The sequence below is a fragment of the Georgenia soli genome (assembly GCF_002563695.1).
Classification (GTDB): domain Bacteria; phylum Actinomycetota; class Actinomycetes; order Actinomycetales; family Actinomycetaceae; genus Georgenia; species Georgenia soli.
Window position 1 is genome coordinate 1 of sequence record NZ_PDJI01000002.1, and the last position, 18,649, is coordinate 18,649.

Genomic DNA, 18,649 nt, shown 5'->3' on the forward strand with positions numbered 1-18,649 from the left:
GCTGTGCACTCGCTCCGCGTGGTCCCGGACGTCGACGGCCTTCGTGCCTCCGTCGAGGGGCTGCTCGCCGAGCGGGCGGCGGACGGCGACCAGGGACGTGGTGCGCCGACCGCCGTCGTCGTCGGAGCCGGTTTCATCGGTCTGGAGGCGGTCGAGGCACTGGTTGAGCGAGGGCTGGTCGTGCACCTCGTGGAGCTCGCCGACCACGTCCTTCCGCCGCTGGACGCCGAGCTGGCGCCGCTGCTGGCGGAGGAGCTCACCGCTCACGGCGTCCGCCTGCACCTCGGCGTCGGAGCCCAGCGGATCGCGCCGGCCGCCGAGGTCGAGGGCTACGGCGAGGAGACCGTGAGCCCGGCGGGTCCAGTGGACGTGACTCTCTCGGACGGCACCACGGTGACCGCCGACGTCGTCGTGGTCAACGTCGGTGTGCGCCCTGCGTCAGCGCTGGCCCGGGAGGCCGGGCTGGAGCTGGGAGCGTCCGGTGCCATCCGCGTGGACGCGGACCAGCGGACCTCGGACCCGCACATCTGGGCGGTGGGGGACGCCGTCGAGGTCACTCAGGCGGTGACCGGCACCGCCGCCCCCGTGCCGCTGGCCGGGCCGGCGAACCGGCAGGGCCGTCGGGCGGCCGACTCCATCTGCGGTCGTCGGACGACCCCGCAGGCGCCGGTGCTGGGGACGGCGATCGTGCGCGTGTTCGGGCTGACCGCTGCGGTGACCGGACCCAACCAGGCCGCGCTGCGGCGGGCGGGCATCGACCACGAGGTCGTCCACGTCCACCCCGCGCACCACGCCGGGTACTACCCGGGCGCCGAGCAGATCCACATCGCCGCGACCTTTGCGCCCGACGGGGCGCTCCTCGGCGCGCAGGCCGTCGGCCGGGCGGGGGTAGACAAGCGCATCGACGTCCTGGCCACGGCCCTGCGCGCCGGCATGGGAGCCGACGACCTCGCCGAGCTCGAGCTGGCGTACTCCCCGCCGTTCGGCTCCGCGAAGGACCCGGTGAACATGCTCGGCTTCGTGGCGCAGAACGTCCTCGACGGCGTCATGCCCCAGTGGCAGGCCTGGGAGCTGGACGAGGTACGCAGGAACAGCCTCGTCCTCGACGTCCGTTCGCGCGCGGAGTTCACCGGCGGCCACCTCGACGGCGCGATGAACGTTCCGCACACGGATCTCCGGGAGCGTCTGGACGAGGTGCGCGAGGCGGCCGACGGCAGGCCGGTCAGCGTGCACTGCGCCTCCGGGGTCCGGTCCTACCTGGCCACGCGGATCCTGCGCGGGGAAGGGATCAACGCTCGCAACCTCTCCGGCGGCTGGCTCACGCTCGCGGCGGTGCATCCCGAGCTCTGAGCCGGGGCCGCCGCCCAGTACGACCGAAACGCCACACCGCCCGGTTGCTGCAGGGCCGCCGTGTCGCTGAGTGAGGCGGTCCACGCTGCTGTCGGGTCCTTCTGGGCCTTCATGGTCAGGCCCGCGCCGCCATGTCCAGGTGGGGTCCCCCGAACGAGCACGTCGAGGTTCCCCCGGATCCCGGACCTGGTCGACGGCTTCCCGGAGCCTCAGCAGTGCAGTATCGACCGTCGGGCGGTCGCCTCCTAGGTTCGCAGCAACATGCTCGCTGACCGGACGGAAGATCTGGACCACCGAGACGCTGGGACTTTGGCACGAGGCACACTCCGTCGCCTCCGACTCCACCGTGTCGCTGTACTGGAACATGCGTCGCATCGGGCTCGCCCGCGCGACAGCCCACACCCCGCTGCCCATCCCGCGTTCAGGAAACCAACGTTTATGGACTAACGGTCAGACCTCGCAGACGTGGGCTCGGAGCGTGTCGGGGACGAGGCAGAATCGGACGCATGGCGACAACCCTCGAGGACATCCTCGACGAGCTCTACTTCACCGCGACGTCGGAGTCGGACAAAGGGACGAAGTTCGAGCGGTTGATGGCTGCGTACCTACGCACCGACCCGCAGTATGCGGACCAGTTCGACGAGGTGTGGCCCTGGATGGAATGGCCTGACCGGGACGGGCAGGGTGACCACGGCATCGACCTGGTCGCGCGAGAGCGCGACACCGGCGACCTGGTGGCGATCCAGTGCAAGTTCTACGACCCCCGCGGGACATTGCATAAGCCCGACATCGACTCGTTCCTCTCCGCGTCAGGCAAGCACCCGTTCCGGCGCCGGATCATCGTTTCCACGACGGACAAGTGGGGCCACAACGCCGAGGCGGCGATCCACGGCCAGCAGATCCCCGTCCAGCGCATCCGGTTCAAGGACCTGGCCGACTCAGCCATCGACTGGTCTCAGTTCTCCCTGGCCACCCCTGAGGTCCTCGAGCTCAAGGACCACAAGCGCCTGCGCCAGCACCAGACCACCGCGATCGCCGACGTGATTGACGGGTTTAAGTCCCGCGACCGGGGCAAGCTGATCATGGCCTGCGGTACCGGCAAGACGTTCACCTCACTGCGCCTGGCCGAACAGATCGTCGGCGCCGGCGGGTCGGTGCTTTTCCTCGTGCCCTCAATCGCGTTGCTGTCCCAGTCGCTGCGGGAGTGGACCGGTGAGGCCGAGGTCGACCTACAGGCGTTCGCGGTTTGCTCGGACCCCAAGGTGTCCAAGATGGCCGCCGCCTCGTCGGAGGACATCTCCTCCGTCGACCTGCCCCTGGCGGCCACCACCAACCCCGACGTCCTTCACGAGCGGTTGACGGCTGCGGTGCCGGGCCGCATGCGGGTGGTGTTCGCGACCTACCAGTCCATCGACGTCGTCGCCCGGGCCCAAGCAATGGGCGGTGTCGACCCCTTCGACCTGATCGTGTGCGACGAGGCTCACCGCACCACCGGCGTGACGCTCGTCGACGCGGACGAGTCCGCGTTCGTGAAGGTCCACGACGCCGAGTACATCTTGGGTGCGCGGCGCCTGTACATGACGGCCACCCCACGGGTGTACGGGGACAACACCAAGGTCAAGGCCGGCGAGGCGGACGCGATCCTCGCCTCGATGGACGACGAAGCACTGTACGGGCCAGAGTTCCACCGGCTCGGCTTCGGCAAGGCTGTCTCTCAGGGGCTGCTCACCGACTACAAGGTCCTTGTGCTCGGCGTCTCCGAGGACACGGTCTCGAAGACCTTCCAGGCTCAGCTCGCCGACGAAACCCTTCAGCTCCGCCTGGACGACGTTGCGAAAATGGTGGGCTGCTGGAACGGCCTGGCTAAGCGCGGGGAGTCCGGTTTCGGGTTCGGCGACGACGTCCTGCCGATGCAGCGGGCGGTGGCGTTCGCACAGGACATCGCCGCCTCGAAGGCGTTCGCGGAAAAGTTCACCAGGATCACCAACCACTACATCGCCTCGCACGACTTCGATGCCGAGTTCGACGACGACGAGAACGAGGCGGCTCCGGATCGGGCGCTGCGCTGCGAGGTCGACCACGTCGACGGCGGTATGAACGCCCTGATGCGCAACGACAAGCTGGACTGGCTGCGCGCAGACCTTGGGCCGGATACAGCCAGGATCCTGTCCAACGCCCGCTGTCTCTCGGAGGGCGTCGACGTCCCGGCCCTGGACGCGGTGCTGTTTCTTAACCCCCGGAACTCCCAAGTCGACGTCATCCAGTCCGTCGGCCGCGTCATGCGCCTGGCCCCGGACAAGAAGTATGGCTACATCATCCTGCCCGTCGCCGTCCCCGCCGGCGTCGACCCCGAGACCGCCCTTTCGAGCAGCCGGTTCAAGGTTGTCTGGGACGTCCTGCAGGCGCTACGCGCCCACGACGAGCGCTTCGACGCGATGATCAACCAGATCGACCTCAACAAGGCTCCGGGCGAGCGCCTGGAAGTCATTTTCACCGACATGCCCACCGGGACTGAGGACGAGACCGGCCAGCCGGAGACGAAGATCCAGCAGTTCGAGCAGACCGTCCTCGACCTGCCCGCCATCGGAGAGTGGCGCGACGCCATCTACGCCAAGATCGTCGCCAAGGTCGGCACCCGCCGCTACTGGGAAGACTGGGCCGCGGACATCCGGCAGATCGCCGAGCAGCACACCACCCGTATCACCAGCATCCTCGCCCAGCCCACACCCGAGCTGCAGGAGCAGTTCGACGCCTTCCTCACCGGGCTGCGCGGCAACCTCAACGAGTCCATTAGCCGCACCGACGCGATCGAGATGCTCTCCCAGCACCTGATCACCAAACCGGTCTTCGACGCCCTCTTCGAGGGCTACTCCTTCGCCGAGCACAACCCCGTCAGCCGAGTCATGCAAACCATGATCGACGCCCTGCACGACCAGAACCTCGAGACGGAGACACAGACGCTCGAGGGGTTCTACGAGTCAGTGCGTCTGCGGGCCGCCGGTATCGAGAACGCCGCCGGCAAGCAAAAGATCATCACCGAGCTCTACGAGTCCTTCTTCAAGAACGCCTTCCCCAAGACAGCGGAGTCCCTCGGCATCGTCTACACCCCGACCCAGGTCGTCGACTTCATTCTCCGATCTGTCGAAACGGTCCTGCAGACGGAGTTCGGGGCATCCATCAGCGACGAGGGTGTTCACGTACTGGACCCCTTCACCGGAACCGGCACCTTCCTCGTCCGTCTGCTCGAGTCTGGCCTTATCCGCCCTGACGACCTGCTCCGCAAGTACACCCAGGAGCTCCACGCCAACGAGCTCCTGCTGCTGGCCTACTACATCGGTGCCATCAATATCGAGGCGACCCTCCATGGCCTTCTGAGGGAGGCCGACCCCAACGCCGGCTACGTGCCCTTCGACGGCATGGTGCTGACCGACACGTTCCAGATGACCGAGGACGGCGACACCATGGACGCCGTCATGTTCCCGGCCAACAACGCCCGGGTCGAGGCCCAAAAGGCCCTCGACATCCGCGTCATCATCGGTAACCCGCCCTACTCCGTCGGGCAAACCAGCGGCAACGACGCCAATGCCAACCTCAAGTACCCCACCCTCGACAAGCACATCGAGACCACCTACGCAGCCCGTTCAACGGCGACGAACAAGAACTCGCTGTACGACTCCTACATTCGCGCTATCCGGTGGGCCTCCGACCGGATCGGTGACGAGGGCGTCATCGGTTACGTCGCCAACGGCGGCTGGATCGACTCAAACACCGCCGACGGACTACGCAAGACCCTCGCCGACGAGTTCAGCGCGATCTACGTCTACAACCTCCGCGGAAACCAGCGCACCGCCGGCGAGCAATCCCGCCGCGAGGGCGGCAAGATCTTTGGCTCCGGCAGCCGCAACACCGTCACGATCCTGTTGCTGGTGCGTAAGCGCGGCAACAAGGACCTGGCAAAGGTGCATTACCGCGACATCGGCGACTACCTCACCCGCGAGGACAAGCTTCGGATCGTCGACGAGTCCCGCTTGGAGGCGCTTGACTGGCAGATCATCACACCCAACGCGCACGGCGACTGGATAAACCAGCGTGATGACTACTTCAGCGAGTACGCGCCGATTGGAAGCAAGAGATCTGAACCGGACGTCTCGCCCATCTTCGAGACGTACTCACAGGGTCTCCAGACAAACCGCGACGCGTGGGTTTACAACTCCTCCACTCGTGCCCTGAAGCAGAATGTCCGCCGCACGGTCGATGCCTACAACGCACAGGTCGACGACTTCACAGCGCAGACTGCCGGCATGTCCGCCCGCGACGCCAAGTCGCTCGTCGATGACTTCATCGATACAGACCCAACCAAGATCAGCTGGTCCCGAAGCCTGAAGAGTTCGCTGGTCAAGCGAATGCGTGCAACCTTCTCAGAGGAGCGGATCGTCACGGGCGTGTACCGCCCCTTCACGAAGCAGCGGGTCTACTTTGACGCGCTCCTCAATCATGAGCGGGCACAACAGCCGCGGTTCTTCCCGACGCCCGACCACACCAACCTCGGCTTCGTCGTGATCTCGCCACGCCCCGGCACCGACTTCGCCGTGCTTGCCGTTGACGCACTCCCTGACCTGAGCTTTTTCACCTACGCCGCGCAGTTCTTCCCGCGCTGGACCTTCGAGACCCGGACCGAGCCTGGGGACCTTTTCGGCGCGGCAGCTGAGACTACGGCTGGCCAGTACCAGAGGATCGACAACATCACGGACGCGATCCTCGACGAATACCGTGAGGCATACGGCGCCGAGGTGTCCAAGGACGACGTCTTCTACTACGTCTACGGGCTTCTGCACTCGCCCGACTACCGGCAGCGGTACGCCGCCGATCTGAAGAAGATGCTGCCTCGCATCCCTCAGGTCACCACCGCGGACGACTTCCGCGCGTTCGTCGCGGCCGGCCGTGAGCTCGCCGCCATGCACGTCGGTTACGAGGCCGTCGAACCCTACCCCCTCACCGAGACCGTCGCAGGGACAGCAGGCGATGACTGGGAGCTGTACCGCATCCGGAAGATGCGATACCCCGGTGTTGGCAAGAGCAAGGACCGCAGCACGATCATCTTCAACGCGCACGTCACGCTCGCTGGTATCCCCGACGACGCCCACCGATACATGCTCGGCTCCCGCTCCGCACTCGAGTGGCTCATCGAGCGGTATCAGGTCAAGACCGACAAGCCCTCCGGCATCGTCAATGACCCCAACGACTGGGCCAGGGAGGTTGGCGACCCGCGGTACATCCTCGATCTGGTCAAGCGGGTAGTCACCGTTTCTGTCAAGACGATGAAGATCGTCGACGTGCTTCCCACCCTGCGGACTTCCTGAGCCTCCCCGCACGCAGTGCCTGGCAACTCCATCCCTCAACCCTGTGGTGTGTTGTGCCACAGTGCGAGGCATGAATCCGAGCGATCTGCCGACATATTCAGAACTAATCCTCCCGACGGTGCGTGCGGTGGCAGACCTCGGTGGCTCAGCCACCGCAAGGGAAGTCACGGATCAGGTACTGAAAGAGCTCGCGCCGTCAGAGGAGATGCTGGCCGTCGTACAACCGAAGCGCCCGGAAGCATCGGTGCTGATGGAGCGTGTCCACTGGGCTCGTTCCTACGCGAAGCTGATCGGGGCTCTGGAGAGTCCCAAGCGAGGGGTCTTTCTCCTTACTCAGTCGGGTCGGGAGCTGCTCGCTCTTCCTGAGGAAGAGGGCCGAGCTCGAGTCTTCGAGCTCGACCGCGATTACCGACGTAATCGCGCGACGAAAGGCAAGGAGAAGCCAGCTTCCGCAATGCCGCCAGACCCGGAAGACGCAGACGCCGAGGAGGAGGACGAGAGCGCCTACCAAGCGACCACCACCGGCTCAGGATCGGCGCGCTGGCAAGACGTACTGCTTGGGCGGCTTCACCAACTGAGTCCCGATGATTTCGAGGAGTTCGTCTTGTACTTGCTGCGCCTGTACGGACTCGAACTCGAACGAGTCGGAGGCGCTGGTGACGAAGGCATCGACGGTATCGGCACCGCCCCGATCAGTCCGGTTCTGTCCTCCCGTGTCGCTGTGCAGATCAAGCGCTATGACCCCAACGGCAGACCCGTGGGGCGGGAGACGGTTGCCCTCTTCCAGCGTGACGCCCAGACGAAGGGCGCCGAACGCGCCATCCTGGTCACGCTCGGTACGTTCTCCGCGCCGGCCCGCCGCGCCGCCATCGTGACCTCGCCGACCGTCGACCTCATTGACGGCGAGCGACTTGCCGGCCTCGTCAAGGAGCAGGGGCTCGGGGTTCGCATGGTGACCAGGGTGGACCCGGACTGGTTCAACCGCTTCGGCTAACCCCGGAAGCCACGTTTGGGAGGGTGCGGGGCCGAGAGCGCAGGAGCCGGGACTACGCGGATGGCCGATCGCCGCTCTCTCCCCCGGTGCGCTGCTTGCCGCCCCTGCGGGCCTGCGTGGCTGTCAGGTCTGCGCGGACCTGGGTGAGTTCGGCCCGCAGCTGGTCGACCTGCCGCTCGTAGGTCTCGCGCAGGTCGGTGACCCTTTGCTCGCCGTGCGCGCGTTCGCGTTCGACGTCGCTGCGTGCGGCGTCGCGCTCTGCGGTGACGCCGGCGACGGTGCCGCGCAGCTCGGTGATCTTCTCCCGGGCCTGCTCGAGGTCGGTGCGGGTGGTGTCGAGCTGGTCGCGCACCTCGGCGGTGGCGGCCTCGGCGCGCGTGGCGCGCTCGGCCTCGCTGTCGGCTCGTCGTTCGGCGGCGCGGGCACGCTCCTCCGCGGTGGCCTGGTTGACCTCTGCCATCTCGGCGCGGGCGAGGGCCTCGTCCCTCTGCCGCTCGGTGTGCGCGAGCCGCTCGTTCGCCTCGGCGAGGCGGGCGTTCAGCAGCTCGGCCTCGGCCGCTGCTGCGCGCTCGGCCTCCTGGGCGTCGGCACGGACCTGGGCGAGTTCCTCGGCTGCCCGCTCCCCCGCTTCGACAGCCTCGCTGAACGCGGCGCGGGCGCCGGCCAGCTCCTGGGTCAGTTCCTCGACCTGGTCGCTTGCTTCGGCGGCCGCCGCGTCGGCCTCCTCGCGCTCGGCCTCGGCGCGCCGCTGCGCCTGCTCGGCCCGGGTCGCGCGGGCGTTGGCGGCCGCGACCTGCTCGGCGGCCTCGCTGTTGACGGCCTCGAGCTGGGCCTCGACGGCCTCGGGGTCCCCGACGGTGCGCAGCTGCTCGACGAGGGTGGCGAGCTGCTGGGTGAGGTGCTCGACCATGCCGGTGACCTGTCCGGTGATCTCGCTGGCCCGCTGGCGGGCGGCGTCGACGGGGCGGGTCTCGTCGACCTCGACGGTGTCCGCCCCGTCGGCGAGCCGCCGGCGTGCACGCCAGGCGGCGGCCCGGTTGTGCCCGGGGTCGTCGCAGTACTCGGGCGGGCGGCCCGTGCCGGCGTCCGCCGGGGCGGCGGGTCGGTGGCAGCCGGGGAACCGGCAGGTGCGCTGTTCCGTCTGGGTCATAACGTCACCTTACCACGTGACGCAACGTAACGGAATACGGAAGACGGAACGAAAGACGGAAGAACATAAAGAAACCCCCGCACCGACGGGGTGCGGGGGCGGGAGGTGGCGCCGGGTAGTGGTTTCTGGGTGGGGCTTTAGAGGGTGGCTCGCCGCGCAGGTCGGTTCGGGAGCCTTGCGGGCGCTGGCGGGAGGTGGCCGCCGTTGCGCTCGGTGGCCTGGGCGATGGCCAGGCGTACGCACTCTGAGACGAACGCGGTCCGGGTCAGGACGCGGCCTGTTGCGCGCCGGTCGTCGACGATCGCCTGCTCCATGTGGTCGACCACGTCGCGTGGGAGTGTGAAGGAGCGCGCGAACCCGCGTCCCTTCGTGGGCTCCTCCCCCACCAGCTGCGCGACCTCGACCCGCTGCCGTGGCGTTCGTTCCGCATGCTCGGTGATCAGGGCTGCGATCCACCGCGCGAAGGAGTCGGCTGCGTCCGGGAGGGTGTCGAGATCCACGAGGTAGGCGCTCTTCGCCTGGTCGAAGATCGGCTCGCGCCAGTAGGTGCCGAGCCGCACGGTTTCTCCGCTGAGCTGTTCTGGTCGAACACGTCGTGCCGGCGCGGGGAGCTCGCGCCCGGTGGCCACTCCACCGACGGCCTGGTCAATGTGGTCTGAGTGTGCATCCTGGTCCGACTGTGCACCCTGGTCCGACTGTGCACCCTGGTCCAGCTTGTCCGCGGCGGTTTCCTCGGGGCCGCGGATGGCCTGTGCTTGGCGGTCCGCCAGACTCATGCGTTTACGGGCCATGGGGTCACTCTCCTGTGCTGGTGGAGACGATGGGGGTGAGGGCGGCGGCGTAGTCGCGGGCGACCTTGGATTTGCTGTCGTAGACGCTCACGGGCAGGCCGGCGATGAACGAGTCCGGGACGACGATGCCCTCGCGCACCGGGCCGGTGACCTTGCCCGGGTAGGTCTCCTCGAGGGCCTGGCGGATCTCGCGGTCGTGACGCCGCCGTCGGTCGTACCGGGTGAGCACGATCCAGTCGATGCCGATCCCGGGCCGGACGCGGCGGCCGAGGCGGGCGTCGATCCACTCCCCCAGCCTGGCGACCTGGTCGAAGCACTCCACGACGGAGGCGACGGAGGCGACGACGGTGTCGGCGGCCGCCAGGCCGGCGAGGCTTAGGTCGTCCAGGCCGGGCGGGGTGTCGATGACGACGTCGTCCCATTGGCCGTTGAGGCTTGGCAGGTGGTCTCGCAGGCTGGTGACGAGGTCCGGGACCTCGGTGACCTTGACGTTGGCGAGGTCGTGGGAGCCGATGAGGACGTGGGCGCCGGCCACGGATGGAGCTTCGACAGCGGCCTCGAGGGCGTCGGCCTCGCCGGTGAGTACGTCGGCGCTGACCGCGGTGACCTCAATGTCAGGGGTGATGCCGAGTCGGGTGGAGAGGTTGCCCTGCTGGTCGAGGTCGATCGCCAGGACGCGCCGTCCTTGTCGGGTGAGGGTGGCGACGAGCTCGGCGGCGGTCACCGTCTTGGTGGAGCCGCCCTTGCCGAGCGCCACGGTGTATGTCGTCATTCCGCTCCCTTTGGTCGATGCGGTCACGCTAGCGCGAATAGTCAATTGAGTCTGTGAGGTCAGCCCGCGTGTCAGGCTCGGGGCAGCCGGCGGGGTTCGTCATGACGCGATCTGCTGTCCGTGGTGGCGGGCGATGGTCGCGTCGATCTTGTGGACGTCGAGACCGCTCCAGGTCTCGCTGCCGGTGGTGACGACCGGGAGTGCCTGGTACCCGGTCGCGTGCAGCTGGTCGGCGGCGGTGGGGTCGGCTTCGACGTCGACGAGCTGGAAGGGCAGGCCGGCGCGCTCGAACCGGCGGGCGGTGAAGTCGCACCGGCTGCATCCGGGACGGGTGTAGATGGTGATCATGCGCTGTCTCCGCTCTTTGGTCAGTGTGTGTGATGTAGTCAATGGGCGGCCCGAGGTGCCGGGTCGCCCGTGGGTTGGTCAGCCTCGTCGGGGCGCATGAGGGTGATGGTGGGCGTGTGGTCCTCGTCGGCGCCGAGCACCGCGTGCAGCGTGGCGGGGCGGGGGAGTGTGTCAGTTCCGGAAGGAGGGACGCGGACGAGGGTGACGGGGATGCGGTCGCCGTAGCGGTGCGCTCCGGTCCGCTTGGTGTGGCTCGCGAGGCTGAGCCGGAGCATGGTCAGGACGTCCCAGGCTCGGCCGGTCTCGTCCTGCCCTGTGCCGAAGGGCTTTGCGCTCTCCTCAACGTCGGTCCAGCGGACCGTGTCGGCCCAGGCGCCGGCGGTCATGTCGATCGGGCAGGTGAAGCCGGCTTCGCCGACGAGCTGTGCGGGCAGGGTGACGAGGGCTCCGTCGGCCAGGGCCTGCGTGCGGGTGTAGGTGCTGATGACGTCCGCGTCGTCGAACAGTCCGGGCATCGGCTTCTCCTTCCTGGTGTTGTTCATGTTGTGAGTCTAGTCAATGTCGTCAATCTAGGGAATGCGTTTCGGCTAGTATCTGTGGTCAATTTCGTTTCTCGCCTTCCTTGTGGATAGGGGAGCCGGCGGGCGAGGTGCGGCAAGTAGGTTGGGGGACCGCGCTGGTCTGAGGCCAATCCCTCATAGCGGAGCAGAGAGGTTCCGGAGTGGGGCTGTCAAGGATGCCCGGAGGGCACCGCTTGCGGCGCGAAGCGTCCTTGACAGGTCCGCGGAGGGGCCGACAGTGGAGCGGCGAGGGATGGGCTGGTGGCGAGGTCGAGGACCAGCGGCTTGGGGGCGCGGTGAAAGAGGGGGACGGCTCAGCGGCGGAGGACTTCGCCGATCTCGCGCCAGGCAACCGCGCATGCGTGAGCGGGCGTCGTCGACAGTGACCAGGGCGTGGCTGTGGGTCCACCGGGTGGCGATGGTGTCGATGAGCTCAACGCCGTCACGACGCTTCGATCGTGACAGCGATCTCGACGGCGAAAGCACCCTCGCCGTCATCCTCGACGACCGTCTGGCGTACCTCGGGGCGCGACAGCTCGAGGCCGCGGGAGGCGACGGCCTCGAACAGCGCCACCACCGCGGGGTGCACCGCGCCCTCGGGGAGCGGACCGCCGTCGGATCGCCACGTCGCGACAAGCTCTCGACGCTGCGGCAGCACGCCGACAACGGTGCCGTCGCCTCCCCAGCCCGCGGGCAGGCGCCGCTCCGTCGGCCAGCAGCACAGCAGCTCGGCCGTATCCGGGGTCCCACCCTCCCGCAGCGCCGTCCAGAAGGCCCCGGCCGGCGCCATTTCGGCGTCCTGCAAATGAGTGAACAGGCGCACGAACTCGGCCTCCGCGTTCCGCTCACTCACCGCCTGCTCATCGTCCATCGACACGGTCAGACGGCGGGCCACGTAGGGCTGGGCGGAGCGACGCCGCTCGCTCACCTCGACCGGGGTGGCGAGGGCTGACAGCACGGCCCGCGCGTTCTGCAAGGCGGCGTCCTCCCGTGCGCGCTCGGCGAGCACGCGCTGGCGATGCTCTTCCAGCGCTGCGGCTGGGCCGTCCTGGCCCGTGCCGTCGTGAGCAACCGCTATGGCCACCGCCGGCAGAGGCAGCCCGGCGTCGCGCAGCGCGCGGACCACAGCACCGGCACGCACCTGCCCTTCCAAGTAGCGCCGGTAGCCGGTCACCGGGTCGACCTCAGCCGGAGCCAGCACCCCCTTCTCGTCATAGTGCCGAAGCGCCTTAACGCTCAGACCCGTGATGCTCGCGAACTGTCCGATGCTCAACATGGAAAACAGTCTCGGGACTCCCCTTGCAGGAGGGTCAAACGTCGCGCGCTGAGCCAAGTGCGCGGCTCGCCCGCCCTCCTACTCGGGCTCAGCGGCGGACGACCTCGCCGATGTCGATCCAGGCACCGCGTGTGCGTGAGCGGGCGTCGTCGACAGTGACCAGGGCGAGGCTGTGGGTCCATGCGGTGGCGACGGTGTCGGTGAGCTCGATGCCGTCGTGCTCCCACTCGAGGCGTACGCGTACGGGGATGGGTGCGCGGGCCTGGGTGAAGCGCTTGGGGACGTCGTGGGCGTTGAGGATGCGTTGGATGCCCTCGTACCAGGCGGGTTCGCGGCGGCCGTTCCAGTCGAGTGTCGGCTTGGCGTCGGCTGGCGGAACGGGGGCGGGGTACGCACTCACAATGCCATTATCGAACACGCGTTCGGTGCGGTGGTATCCACCGGGCCGTCGCAGCAAATGCTCATCAGGCGGCACCGACAAGTTCGCTCGGGGTCGCTTCGGTGGTGGCCGCTGTGCCGTCGAGCAGGTGGCGGCGTGCGGCGGCGTAGTCGGCGCGGCCGTCGGGTCGTCGTGGGTGGGCGCCGTAGATGTTGGTGCCGTCGGCGGGGGTGAGGAGGGCGAGCTGGCCGGGGCCGGGGCGTCGGCCGGGGGAGGTGCGGCGTGGTGCGCGCATCCACTCTTGTTCGGCCTGCCACCACGCCCACAGTTCGCGCTCGAGGCGGTAGCGGCCGGCTCGCTCGCGGAGCCGGCCGTGGGTGCCGAGGTGGCGGGCGGCGGTGTCGCGTCGGTCGCGGTCGCTGCGGATCCAGCCGTCGGGGGTCCGAGTGACGAGTCGGTGGGTGGTGAGTCGCTCGAGTGTGTTGTTGGTGCGGGAGGGTGTGGCTCCGGTTGCTGCGGCGAGCTGGGCGAGGGTGAGGGGTTGGTCTGTGGTGCGGGCGTAGAGGTTGCCTGCGTGGTGACCCAGACCCCCGGCTGTGGTGAAGGCGTCGTGTGCGCTGGCCTGGGTGCGCGCGGCGAGCTCGGCGAGCAGCGTGGAGCGGTGGGCGGCCCCGGCCCCTTCGGGGCGCGGGTCCGCTTGTGACCGACTTGTAGCCATGTTCCTGTGGATTTCGTGCCTGGGGTCGATTGTCCAGTGCGCGGCGTGGGGTCCGTCGGCCGGGCTGGTCTGGCTGATCCAGCCCTCCTCGGCCAGGCGCAGGAGCGCGGTGCGGGCCGTCTCGCGGCCGATGCCGGCCAGGAGGGCGAGGCGGCGGATGTCGGCCTCGACCTCTGCGGTGAGGGCCTGGACGGCGAGCAGGCAGAGCACGTCCAGGACGCGGCGGTCGGTGGGGCCGCCGCGGGTGGCCCACCGGCCGGGTGAGCTCTCGGCGTGGGCCTGGACCTCATGCACGTGGGCGGCGATGGCGCCGGCGCGGGCGTCGAAGGTGGGGTCGTCGCCCGTGTTGCGGGCGGTGGCGGCGACGTAGCGCACGGCCTTGTGCCACTGTCGGCGCAGCACCGCGGCGCCGCTGTCCGGCCCAGTGCTGGGGCGGGGCGTTCGGTTCGAGCGGTCGCGGCGGGTGCGCACGTGCTCCAGCCCCGGTGCCGAGCTCGCGAGGGCGGCGACGTCCTCGTGATGCCAGCGGGCGGCGGCCGCGCCGATCAGGACCCGCCACAGAACGGATGATGCGTCACCGGAGGCGGCGTCCTCGGCCAGGGCGGCCGCTGAGGCGGCGGGCAGGGCCCGCTTAGGGCCGGGGAGGTAGAGGTGGCCGTGGGCGTCGACGGGGACCGGCTGGTGGAGCTCGATCTCGCCGGTGGGCTCATGGTGGTCGACCAGGCGGGCGAGGGTGGCGACGAAGGCGGTCAGCTGCTCGGCCGTGATCGTGGGCCGTGCCAGCGTCTCGAGCGACCCTGCGAGGACGGTGGAGGCGCCACCGTGGCGGTGCGGGGCACCGGGAGGGCGGACGCACCCGGTGGCCGGGTTGGACAGGGGAGCGAGGTCGAGGGTCGGGCACAGCGTCTTCGCCAGGCGCCCCATGCTCGCCACCGTCTCAGCCGCTACTGCCTCGCTCAGGGCCAGCCACACGTGCCGGCCACCTCCGGGGCCGGACTCGCACACCACGTGGGGCAGGCGGTTGGCCTCGAGCAGGCCGACGAGCGTCTCGGCGTCGCGCGCAGCTGCGGCCGGGTCGTTCTTGGCGTCCAGGTCGAACGCGATCAGACGGAACCGCCCCTGCGGGTTCGCCAGGTACACCGCCCAGGGCTGCTCCGGGACCCCTGCGGTAGTCAGGGCGTGCCCGGTGTAGAGGTTCAGCGTTGCGCCGTAGGCGTCGACCGCGGCCACACGCACGCGGCCGCGCGGACTTATCGCCGCAGTCAGGGACCACGAATCGGCCCACGACACGCCTGCGGCCGGGTACGCACGTGTTGAGCCGCCTTTGGGGCTGGAGGCAGGTATTGTGGGCTCCGAACGTTAGGACGCGCCAAGGTGCGTCTGTCTGGGCCCTTCACCTCGCGCCGGCAAGCAATGAGGGTGAAGGACTTGGGATCTGGGGCCGGCCCTTCGGGGCCGGCCCGTTCACGTATGTGGGCTTATGCGCTCTTTGTTAGAGGTAGTTCCTCCTGTAGCGATGGAGTGATCTCTCGGCCTTCGGTGTCGCGGTCGATGAGCATGCCGAGGTAGTCGCTGAGCGACAGGCCGCGCTCCCTGGCGGCAAGTACGGCGCGAGTGTGGGTGTCGGGAGCAACGCGACCGCGCAGCGCTACCCGCCGTCCGTCGAGCTTGGGCATGCGGACCTCCTCAACCGTGATCACGGTCTCGATCCTGGCAGTGAATACCGGATATCCGGCGGTACCGGTCCCGCGTGTCGCGGTACCGGTCCCGCGACTAGCGTCCGGTGAGGTAGTGCCGGAGTTCGTCGAGGTAGGCGTCGACCGCGCTGCGGTCGAGGTGCCAATGGACGGTGCGCCCGTGGCGGGCCCCTTCAGGAATGTCGCCTGTGACCAGGCCGGCTTTCTCGAGGGCGCCGAGATGTGCGTGCACTGTTCCCCTGCCCACGCCGAGCGTGGCGGCAAGGTCGGTGGCAGTCGCCGGACCGGCGGCGAGGTTGTGGAGCAGCTCTGCGCGTGCGCTGTTGCCGATCGTCTCAATGATTCGTCGCACCCCTTCAGGCATCGCGGGGGGTTCGATGAGGCGCGGCACGGCGCCCATCTTGCCCGACGGTCCATGTGTGATGACCAAGCCCAGGCTTTCATTGGCATACTGTCTTGCTTAGTCGGACACTAGCAGATGCGTGCAGAGGGGAGGGTGTGTGCACCTACCGGCCGAGGACGTAGTTGCCGAGAGCGTCCAGGGTGCGCGTCAGACCGTCACGGTCAAGGAGGTAGCGCACGCGTTTGCCGTGGCGCTGCCCAGGGGGGTGGTCGACGGAGATGAGGTTCAGCGGCTCGAGCCGGCGCACGGCGTGGTTGATCGCCTGGGGGTGCACTCCACAGGCCTCCGCCAGCTCGGCGCGGGTGGACGGGCCGTGGCCGGCGAGGTGACGGAGAACCTGGCGCACCAGCGGCAGGCCGAGCTGCGTCATTGCGCGTTGGCGAGCGTCGTCCTCGGTGGGCATGGGCAACAAGTGTGCTGCCACCTCCAGTTTGCCGCGCTTCTTTGCCTGTGACCTGGACAACAGTATAAGCGGACGATAAAGTTGGGTATGTCACCAGCTCGTGAGGTAATGGCCCGCGGGGGGCACGAGGAGGGGGAATCGTGAGTAGCGATTTGTTTGCCGGCGCACGCCGGGCTGAGCAGTTCATCGAGCCGGACGAAGAACTTCGACCAAGCGAGCTCGGCGCCGTTGAGCGCGCCGCACTCGAGGGGACATCGCCGGCTGCACCGGCCGAGGCCGCAGACCGGCAGATCTCGCCGGCCCCGGAGGTCGACGAGGCTGTCCCTGCACCTGTCGTCGGAATGGTCGGAGCCGCGCGCAGCGAGTTGATCCGACCAGGGGCGACAGAGCGGGTGCGTGCCCAGTGGGGGTGGCGCAAGCTGCTCGGGTTACGTCCCGGCCCAGTCGAGCAGGCACACCTCGATGCCGAGCGAGTTATCCGCCAGGCGACCTGGCGTCGCGCTGTTAACGTGCTGGTCGCCAACAAGACCGGCGGCGTCGGCAAGACCACCGCATCACTCGTCCTTGCCGGCGTTCTGGGCCGGGTCCGCGGTGGGTCGGTTGCCGCGTTCGAGGTCGCCGACGCCACCGGAGCGCTGGAGAAGCGCGGCGAGGGAACCCCGGTACGCGGGCTGGGCGAGTTGGTCCAGACCGCGGGGCGGGTCGCCTCTTCGGGAGAGCTAGCCGGCTATGCGGCGCCGCAGACATCGCTGGCTCACGTCATCGGATCGGTCGCAGACCGACCGGTCCTCACCGGTGAGGACGTGCGGGCAGTGCGAACGGTCCTGGACCGCTACTACCGGGTGACGGTCGCGGACTCGGGCAACAACCCGCACTCCGAGGCTTTCACCGCGGCGGTCGGCACCGCCGATGTGCTGGTGATCCCGACGCTGCTGTCGTCGGTGTCCGTGCTCGACGCCTTGGACGTGCTGGAGAACGTGTCACGAATGGGAGAGCACGGCCGCAAGCTCGCAGAGACGGCCGTGGTGGTGATCAACCACGACGGGCGGCCAGAGGACAAGGACACTGCCCAGCGCGCACGTCGACAGCTGGTCCGGGTTCAGGAGCAGTCGCCGGGCGTGAGCCTGGTCGAGGTTCCCTTCGACGGACACGTGTCCAAGGGCGGGGAGATCACGCTGGCTTCGTTGTCGGCGAACTCCGGTCGCGCCTGGACTCAAGTGGCCGCAACCGTCACGCGCAAGCTGCTCGACAACGTCTGAGCGGAAAGTCTTCAAGAAGGGGGAACCATGTTCCAAGCAGCTAAGGACGCCACGGTGTACGCGGCCATCGAGAACCCGATCGACGGCATCACGCCGAACTTCTCCATCTTCGGCACCGAGTTCACGGAATGGTGGCAGAAGCTGTTCGCTGCCGCCTGGGCGATCGGCCTCCTCGTGGCCATCTTCTTCCTGCTCCAAGGCGTGGTGACGATGGCGAACGCTGGCGACAACCCGCATGACTACGCCCAGGGGCGCGGCCGCGCGATCAAGGCCGTGATCGGCCTGGTGCTGGTGGCAGCTTTCGCGATCCTGGTGGGGGCCATCCTCTCCGTCGCCAGCTGACCGGGAGGACTAGCCAATGAGCTTTGAGCCGCAGTTCCGCTACCGCCGCCGCTGGGTGCGGTGGATCGTCGCGGGCATCCTCGTGCTGGCGCTGGCCGCGGGCGCCCTGACCTGGCTGCAGGGCCGGCGCGACGGTGCGGCCGCGCCTTCGCCCACCACTACGACATCAACAACCGCTTCGCCGACTGCGGCCCGGGTCGCCAACGGGTGTCTCGGTGGGTCCGCGATCACCGCGCAGACCGTGCTAACCGCGCAGCAGCAGGCGCAGCTCGACGACGTCGGAGCTGCTGAGTTCGCAGCAACCGTCTATCGCTGGCTGGGCTCAGACGAGTCATTACCGCCCGCAGACGAAGTGCCCGTTGTCCTGGGTGCGATCACAGCGCCGGACGCAACAGAGACGGTCGCGGGCATGGCTGATCGGGTAGAGGAGCTCGGCCTAACAGACGAGCGGCAAGGCCCACCGTCGTCGACCAAGGGGGGTGGGTACTACATCGAGTCCTCGAACGAGGACGAAGTCGTGGTGTCCGTCCTGCTGACCATCCCCGAGATGAAAGACGAGGCAGGGAACGTGATGGCCACCGCCACCACGTTCACCCTGGACCGGTCCAGCGGGGAATGGCAGCTGGAGGACAACAGCGCTGATCGGCAGATATCCGACCTCGAGGAGATTGCACAACCGTTTTCCGGGGGGTGCTGACAGATGGCAGCGCAGGACGGCGAGGGGCGAGGCCTCGCTGAGAATGCCCAAGGCTGGATGAAGGGCGCACTTGACGCGGGTCTTGGTCCTCTCGATGACGCCGCACGTACGGTCAAGAAGGTCGCGGATTTCGGGTCGGACCCGTTGGGA

The 18,649-nt window shown here is 68.4% G+C and carries 17 protein-coding genes; 6 read left to right on the top strand and 11 right to left on the bottom strand.

Annotated elements, in window-relative coordinates; translation table 11 throughout:
* The 3 genes from ATJ97_RS00370 to ATJ97_RS00380 form a co-directional block, all read left to right on the top strand.
* On the top strand, positions 1–1,350 hold a 1,350-nt coding region (locus ATJ97_RS00370), incomplete at its 5' end, for an FAD-dependent oxidoreductase (protein WP_143426819.1).
* Positions 1,351–1,856: 506 nt separating this feature from the next.
* Positions 1,857–6,710 (top strand): DEAD/DEAH box helicase, encoded by a 4,854-nt coding sequence (locus ATJ97_RS00375; RefSeq protein ID WP_098482037.1) that lies wholly within the window; start codon positions 1,857–1,859, stop codon positions 6,708–6,710.
* Positions 6,711–6,780: 70 nt separating this feature from the next.
* On the top strand, positions 6,781–7,704 hold the full coding sequence (locus tag ATJ97_RS00380) for a restriction endonuclease (RefSeq protein ID WP_098482038.1): 924 nt from the start codon (positions 6,781–6,783) through the stop codon (positions 7,702–7,704).
* 52 nt (positions 7,705–7,756) lie between these two features.
* Here ATJ97_RS00380 and ATJ97_RS00385 read toward each other — a convergent pair whose 3' ends face one another.
* The 11 genes from ATJ97_RS00385 to ATJ97_RS00435 form a co-directional block, all read right to left on the bottom strand.
* Positions 7,757–8,854 (bottom strand): coiled-coil domain-containing protein, encoded by a 1,098-nt coding sequence (locus ATJ97_RS00385; RefSeq protein ID WP_098482039.1) that lies wholly within the window; start codon positions 8,852–8,854, stop codon positions 7,757–7,759.
* 137 nt (positions 8,855–8,991) lie between these two features.
* Positions 8,992–9,414 (bottom strand): hypothetical protein, encoded by a 423-nt coding sequence (locus ATJ97_RS00390; protein ID WP_098482040.1) that lies wholly within the window; start codon positions 9,412–9,414, stop codon positions 8,992–8,994.
* A gap of 235 nt (positions 9,415–9,649) precedes the next feature.
* Entirely contained in the window at positions 9,650–10,417 is a 768-nt protein-coding gene (locus ATJ97_RS00395) for a ParA family protein (RefSeq protein WP_098482041.1), read from the bottom strand.
* A 99-nt stretch (positions 10,418–10,516) separates the two neighbouring features.
* The gene (locus ATJ97_RS00400; RefSeq protein WP_098482042.1) at positions 10,517–10,765 is read right to left on the bottom strand and encodes a glutaredoxin family protein; all 249 of its coding nucleotides are present in this window, start codon (positions 10,763–10,765) and stop codon (positions 10,517–10,519) included.
* 38 nt (positions 10,766–10,803) lie between these two features.
* Complete coding sequence (locus ATJ97_RS00405; protein ID WP_098482043.1) at positions 10,804–11,307, bottom strand: DUF6573 family protein; 504 nt, start codon at positions 11,305–11,307, stop codon at positions 10,804–10,806.
* Positions 11,308–11,767: 460 nt separating this feature from the next.
* Positions 11,768–12,601, bottom strand: coding sequence for a MerR family DNA-binding transcriptional regulator (locus ATJ97_RS00410; RefSeq protein ID WP_098482044.1), 834 nt, complete (start codon positions 12,599–12,601; stop codon positions 11,768–11,770).
* A gap of 88 nt (positions 12,602–12,689) precedes the next feature.
* A complete protein-coding gene (locus ATJ97_RS00415; protein WP_098482045.1) occupies positions 12,690–13,001 on the bottom strand; it encodes a hypothetical protein in 312 nt (103 codons plus the stop codon).
* Positions 13,002–13,065: 64 nt separating this feature from the next.
* Positions 13,066–14,934, bottom strand: a complete 1,869-nt coding sequence (locus tag ATJ97_RS00420; protein ID WP_143426820.1) for a MarR family transcriptional regulator — start codon at positions 14,932–14,934, stop codon at positions 13,066–13,068.
* A 242-nt stretch (positions 14,935–15,176) separates the two neighbouring features.
* The gene (locus ATJ97_RS00425) at positions 15,177–15,374 is read right to left on the bottom strand and encodes a hypothetical protein (protein WP_245861891.1); all 198 of its coding nucleotides are present in this window, start codon (positions 15,372–15,374) and stop codon (positions 15,177–15,179) included.
* A gap of 97 nt (positions 15,375–15,471) precedes the next feature.
* The gene (locus ATJ97_RS00430) at positions 15,472–15,786 is read right to left on the bottom strand and encodes an ArsR/SmtB family transcription factor (RefSeq protein WP_245861893.1); all 315 of its coding nucleotides are present in this window, start codon (positions 15,784–15,786) and stop codon (positions 15,472–15,474) included.
* 115 nt (positions 15,787–15,901) lie between these two features.
* Positions 15,902–16,201, bottom strand: coding sequence for a MarR family transcriptional regulator (locus ATJ97_RS00435; RefSeq protein WP_098482048.1), 300 nt, complete (start codon positions 16,199–16,201; stop codon positions 15,902–15,904).
* 140 nt (positions 16,202–16,341) lie between these two features.
* Between ATJ97_RS00435 and ATJ97_RS00440 the strand changes: the two genes are divergently transcribed.
* The 3 genes from ATJ97_RS00440 to ATJ97_RS00450 are packed head-to-tail and all read left to right on the top strand — an operon-like array spanning position 16,342 to position 18,499.
* The gene (locus ATJ97_RS00440) at positions 16,342–17,460 is read left to right on the top strand and encodes a nucleotide-binding protein (protein WP_098482049.1); all 1,119 of its coding nucleotides are present in this window, start codon (positions 16,342–16,344) and stop codon (positions 17,458–17,460) included.
* 27 nt (positions 17,461–17,487) lie between these two features.
* Positions 17,488–17,802 carry a pilin gene (locus ATJ97_RS00445; RefSeq protein ID WP_143426821.1) on the top strand — a complete coding sequence of 105 codons (315 nt, stop codon included), beginning with the start codon at positions 17,488–17,490 and terminating at the stop codon, positions 17,800–17,802.
* A 16-nt stretch (positions 17,803–17,818) separates the two neighbouring features.
* On the top strand, positions 17,819–18,499 hold the full coding sequence (locus tag ATJ97_RS00450; RefSeq protein WP_098482051.1) for a hypothetical protein: 681 nt from the start codon (positions 17,819–17,821) through the stop codon (positions 18,497–18,499).
* Positions 18,500–18,649 lie beyond the last annotated feature (150 nt).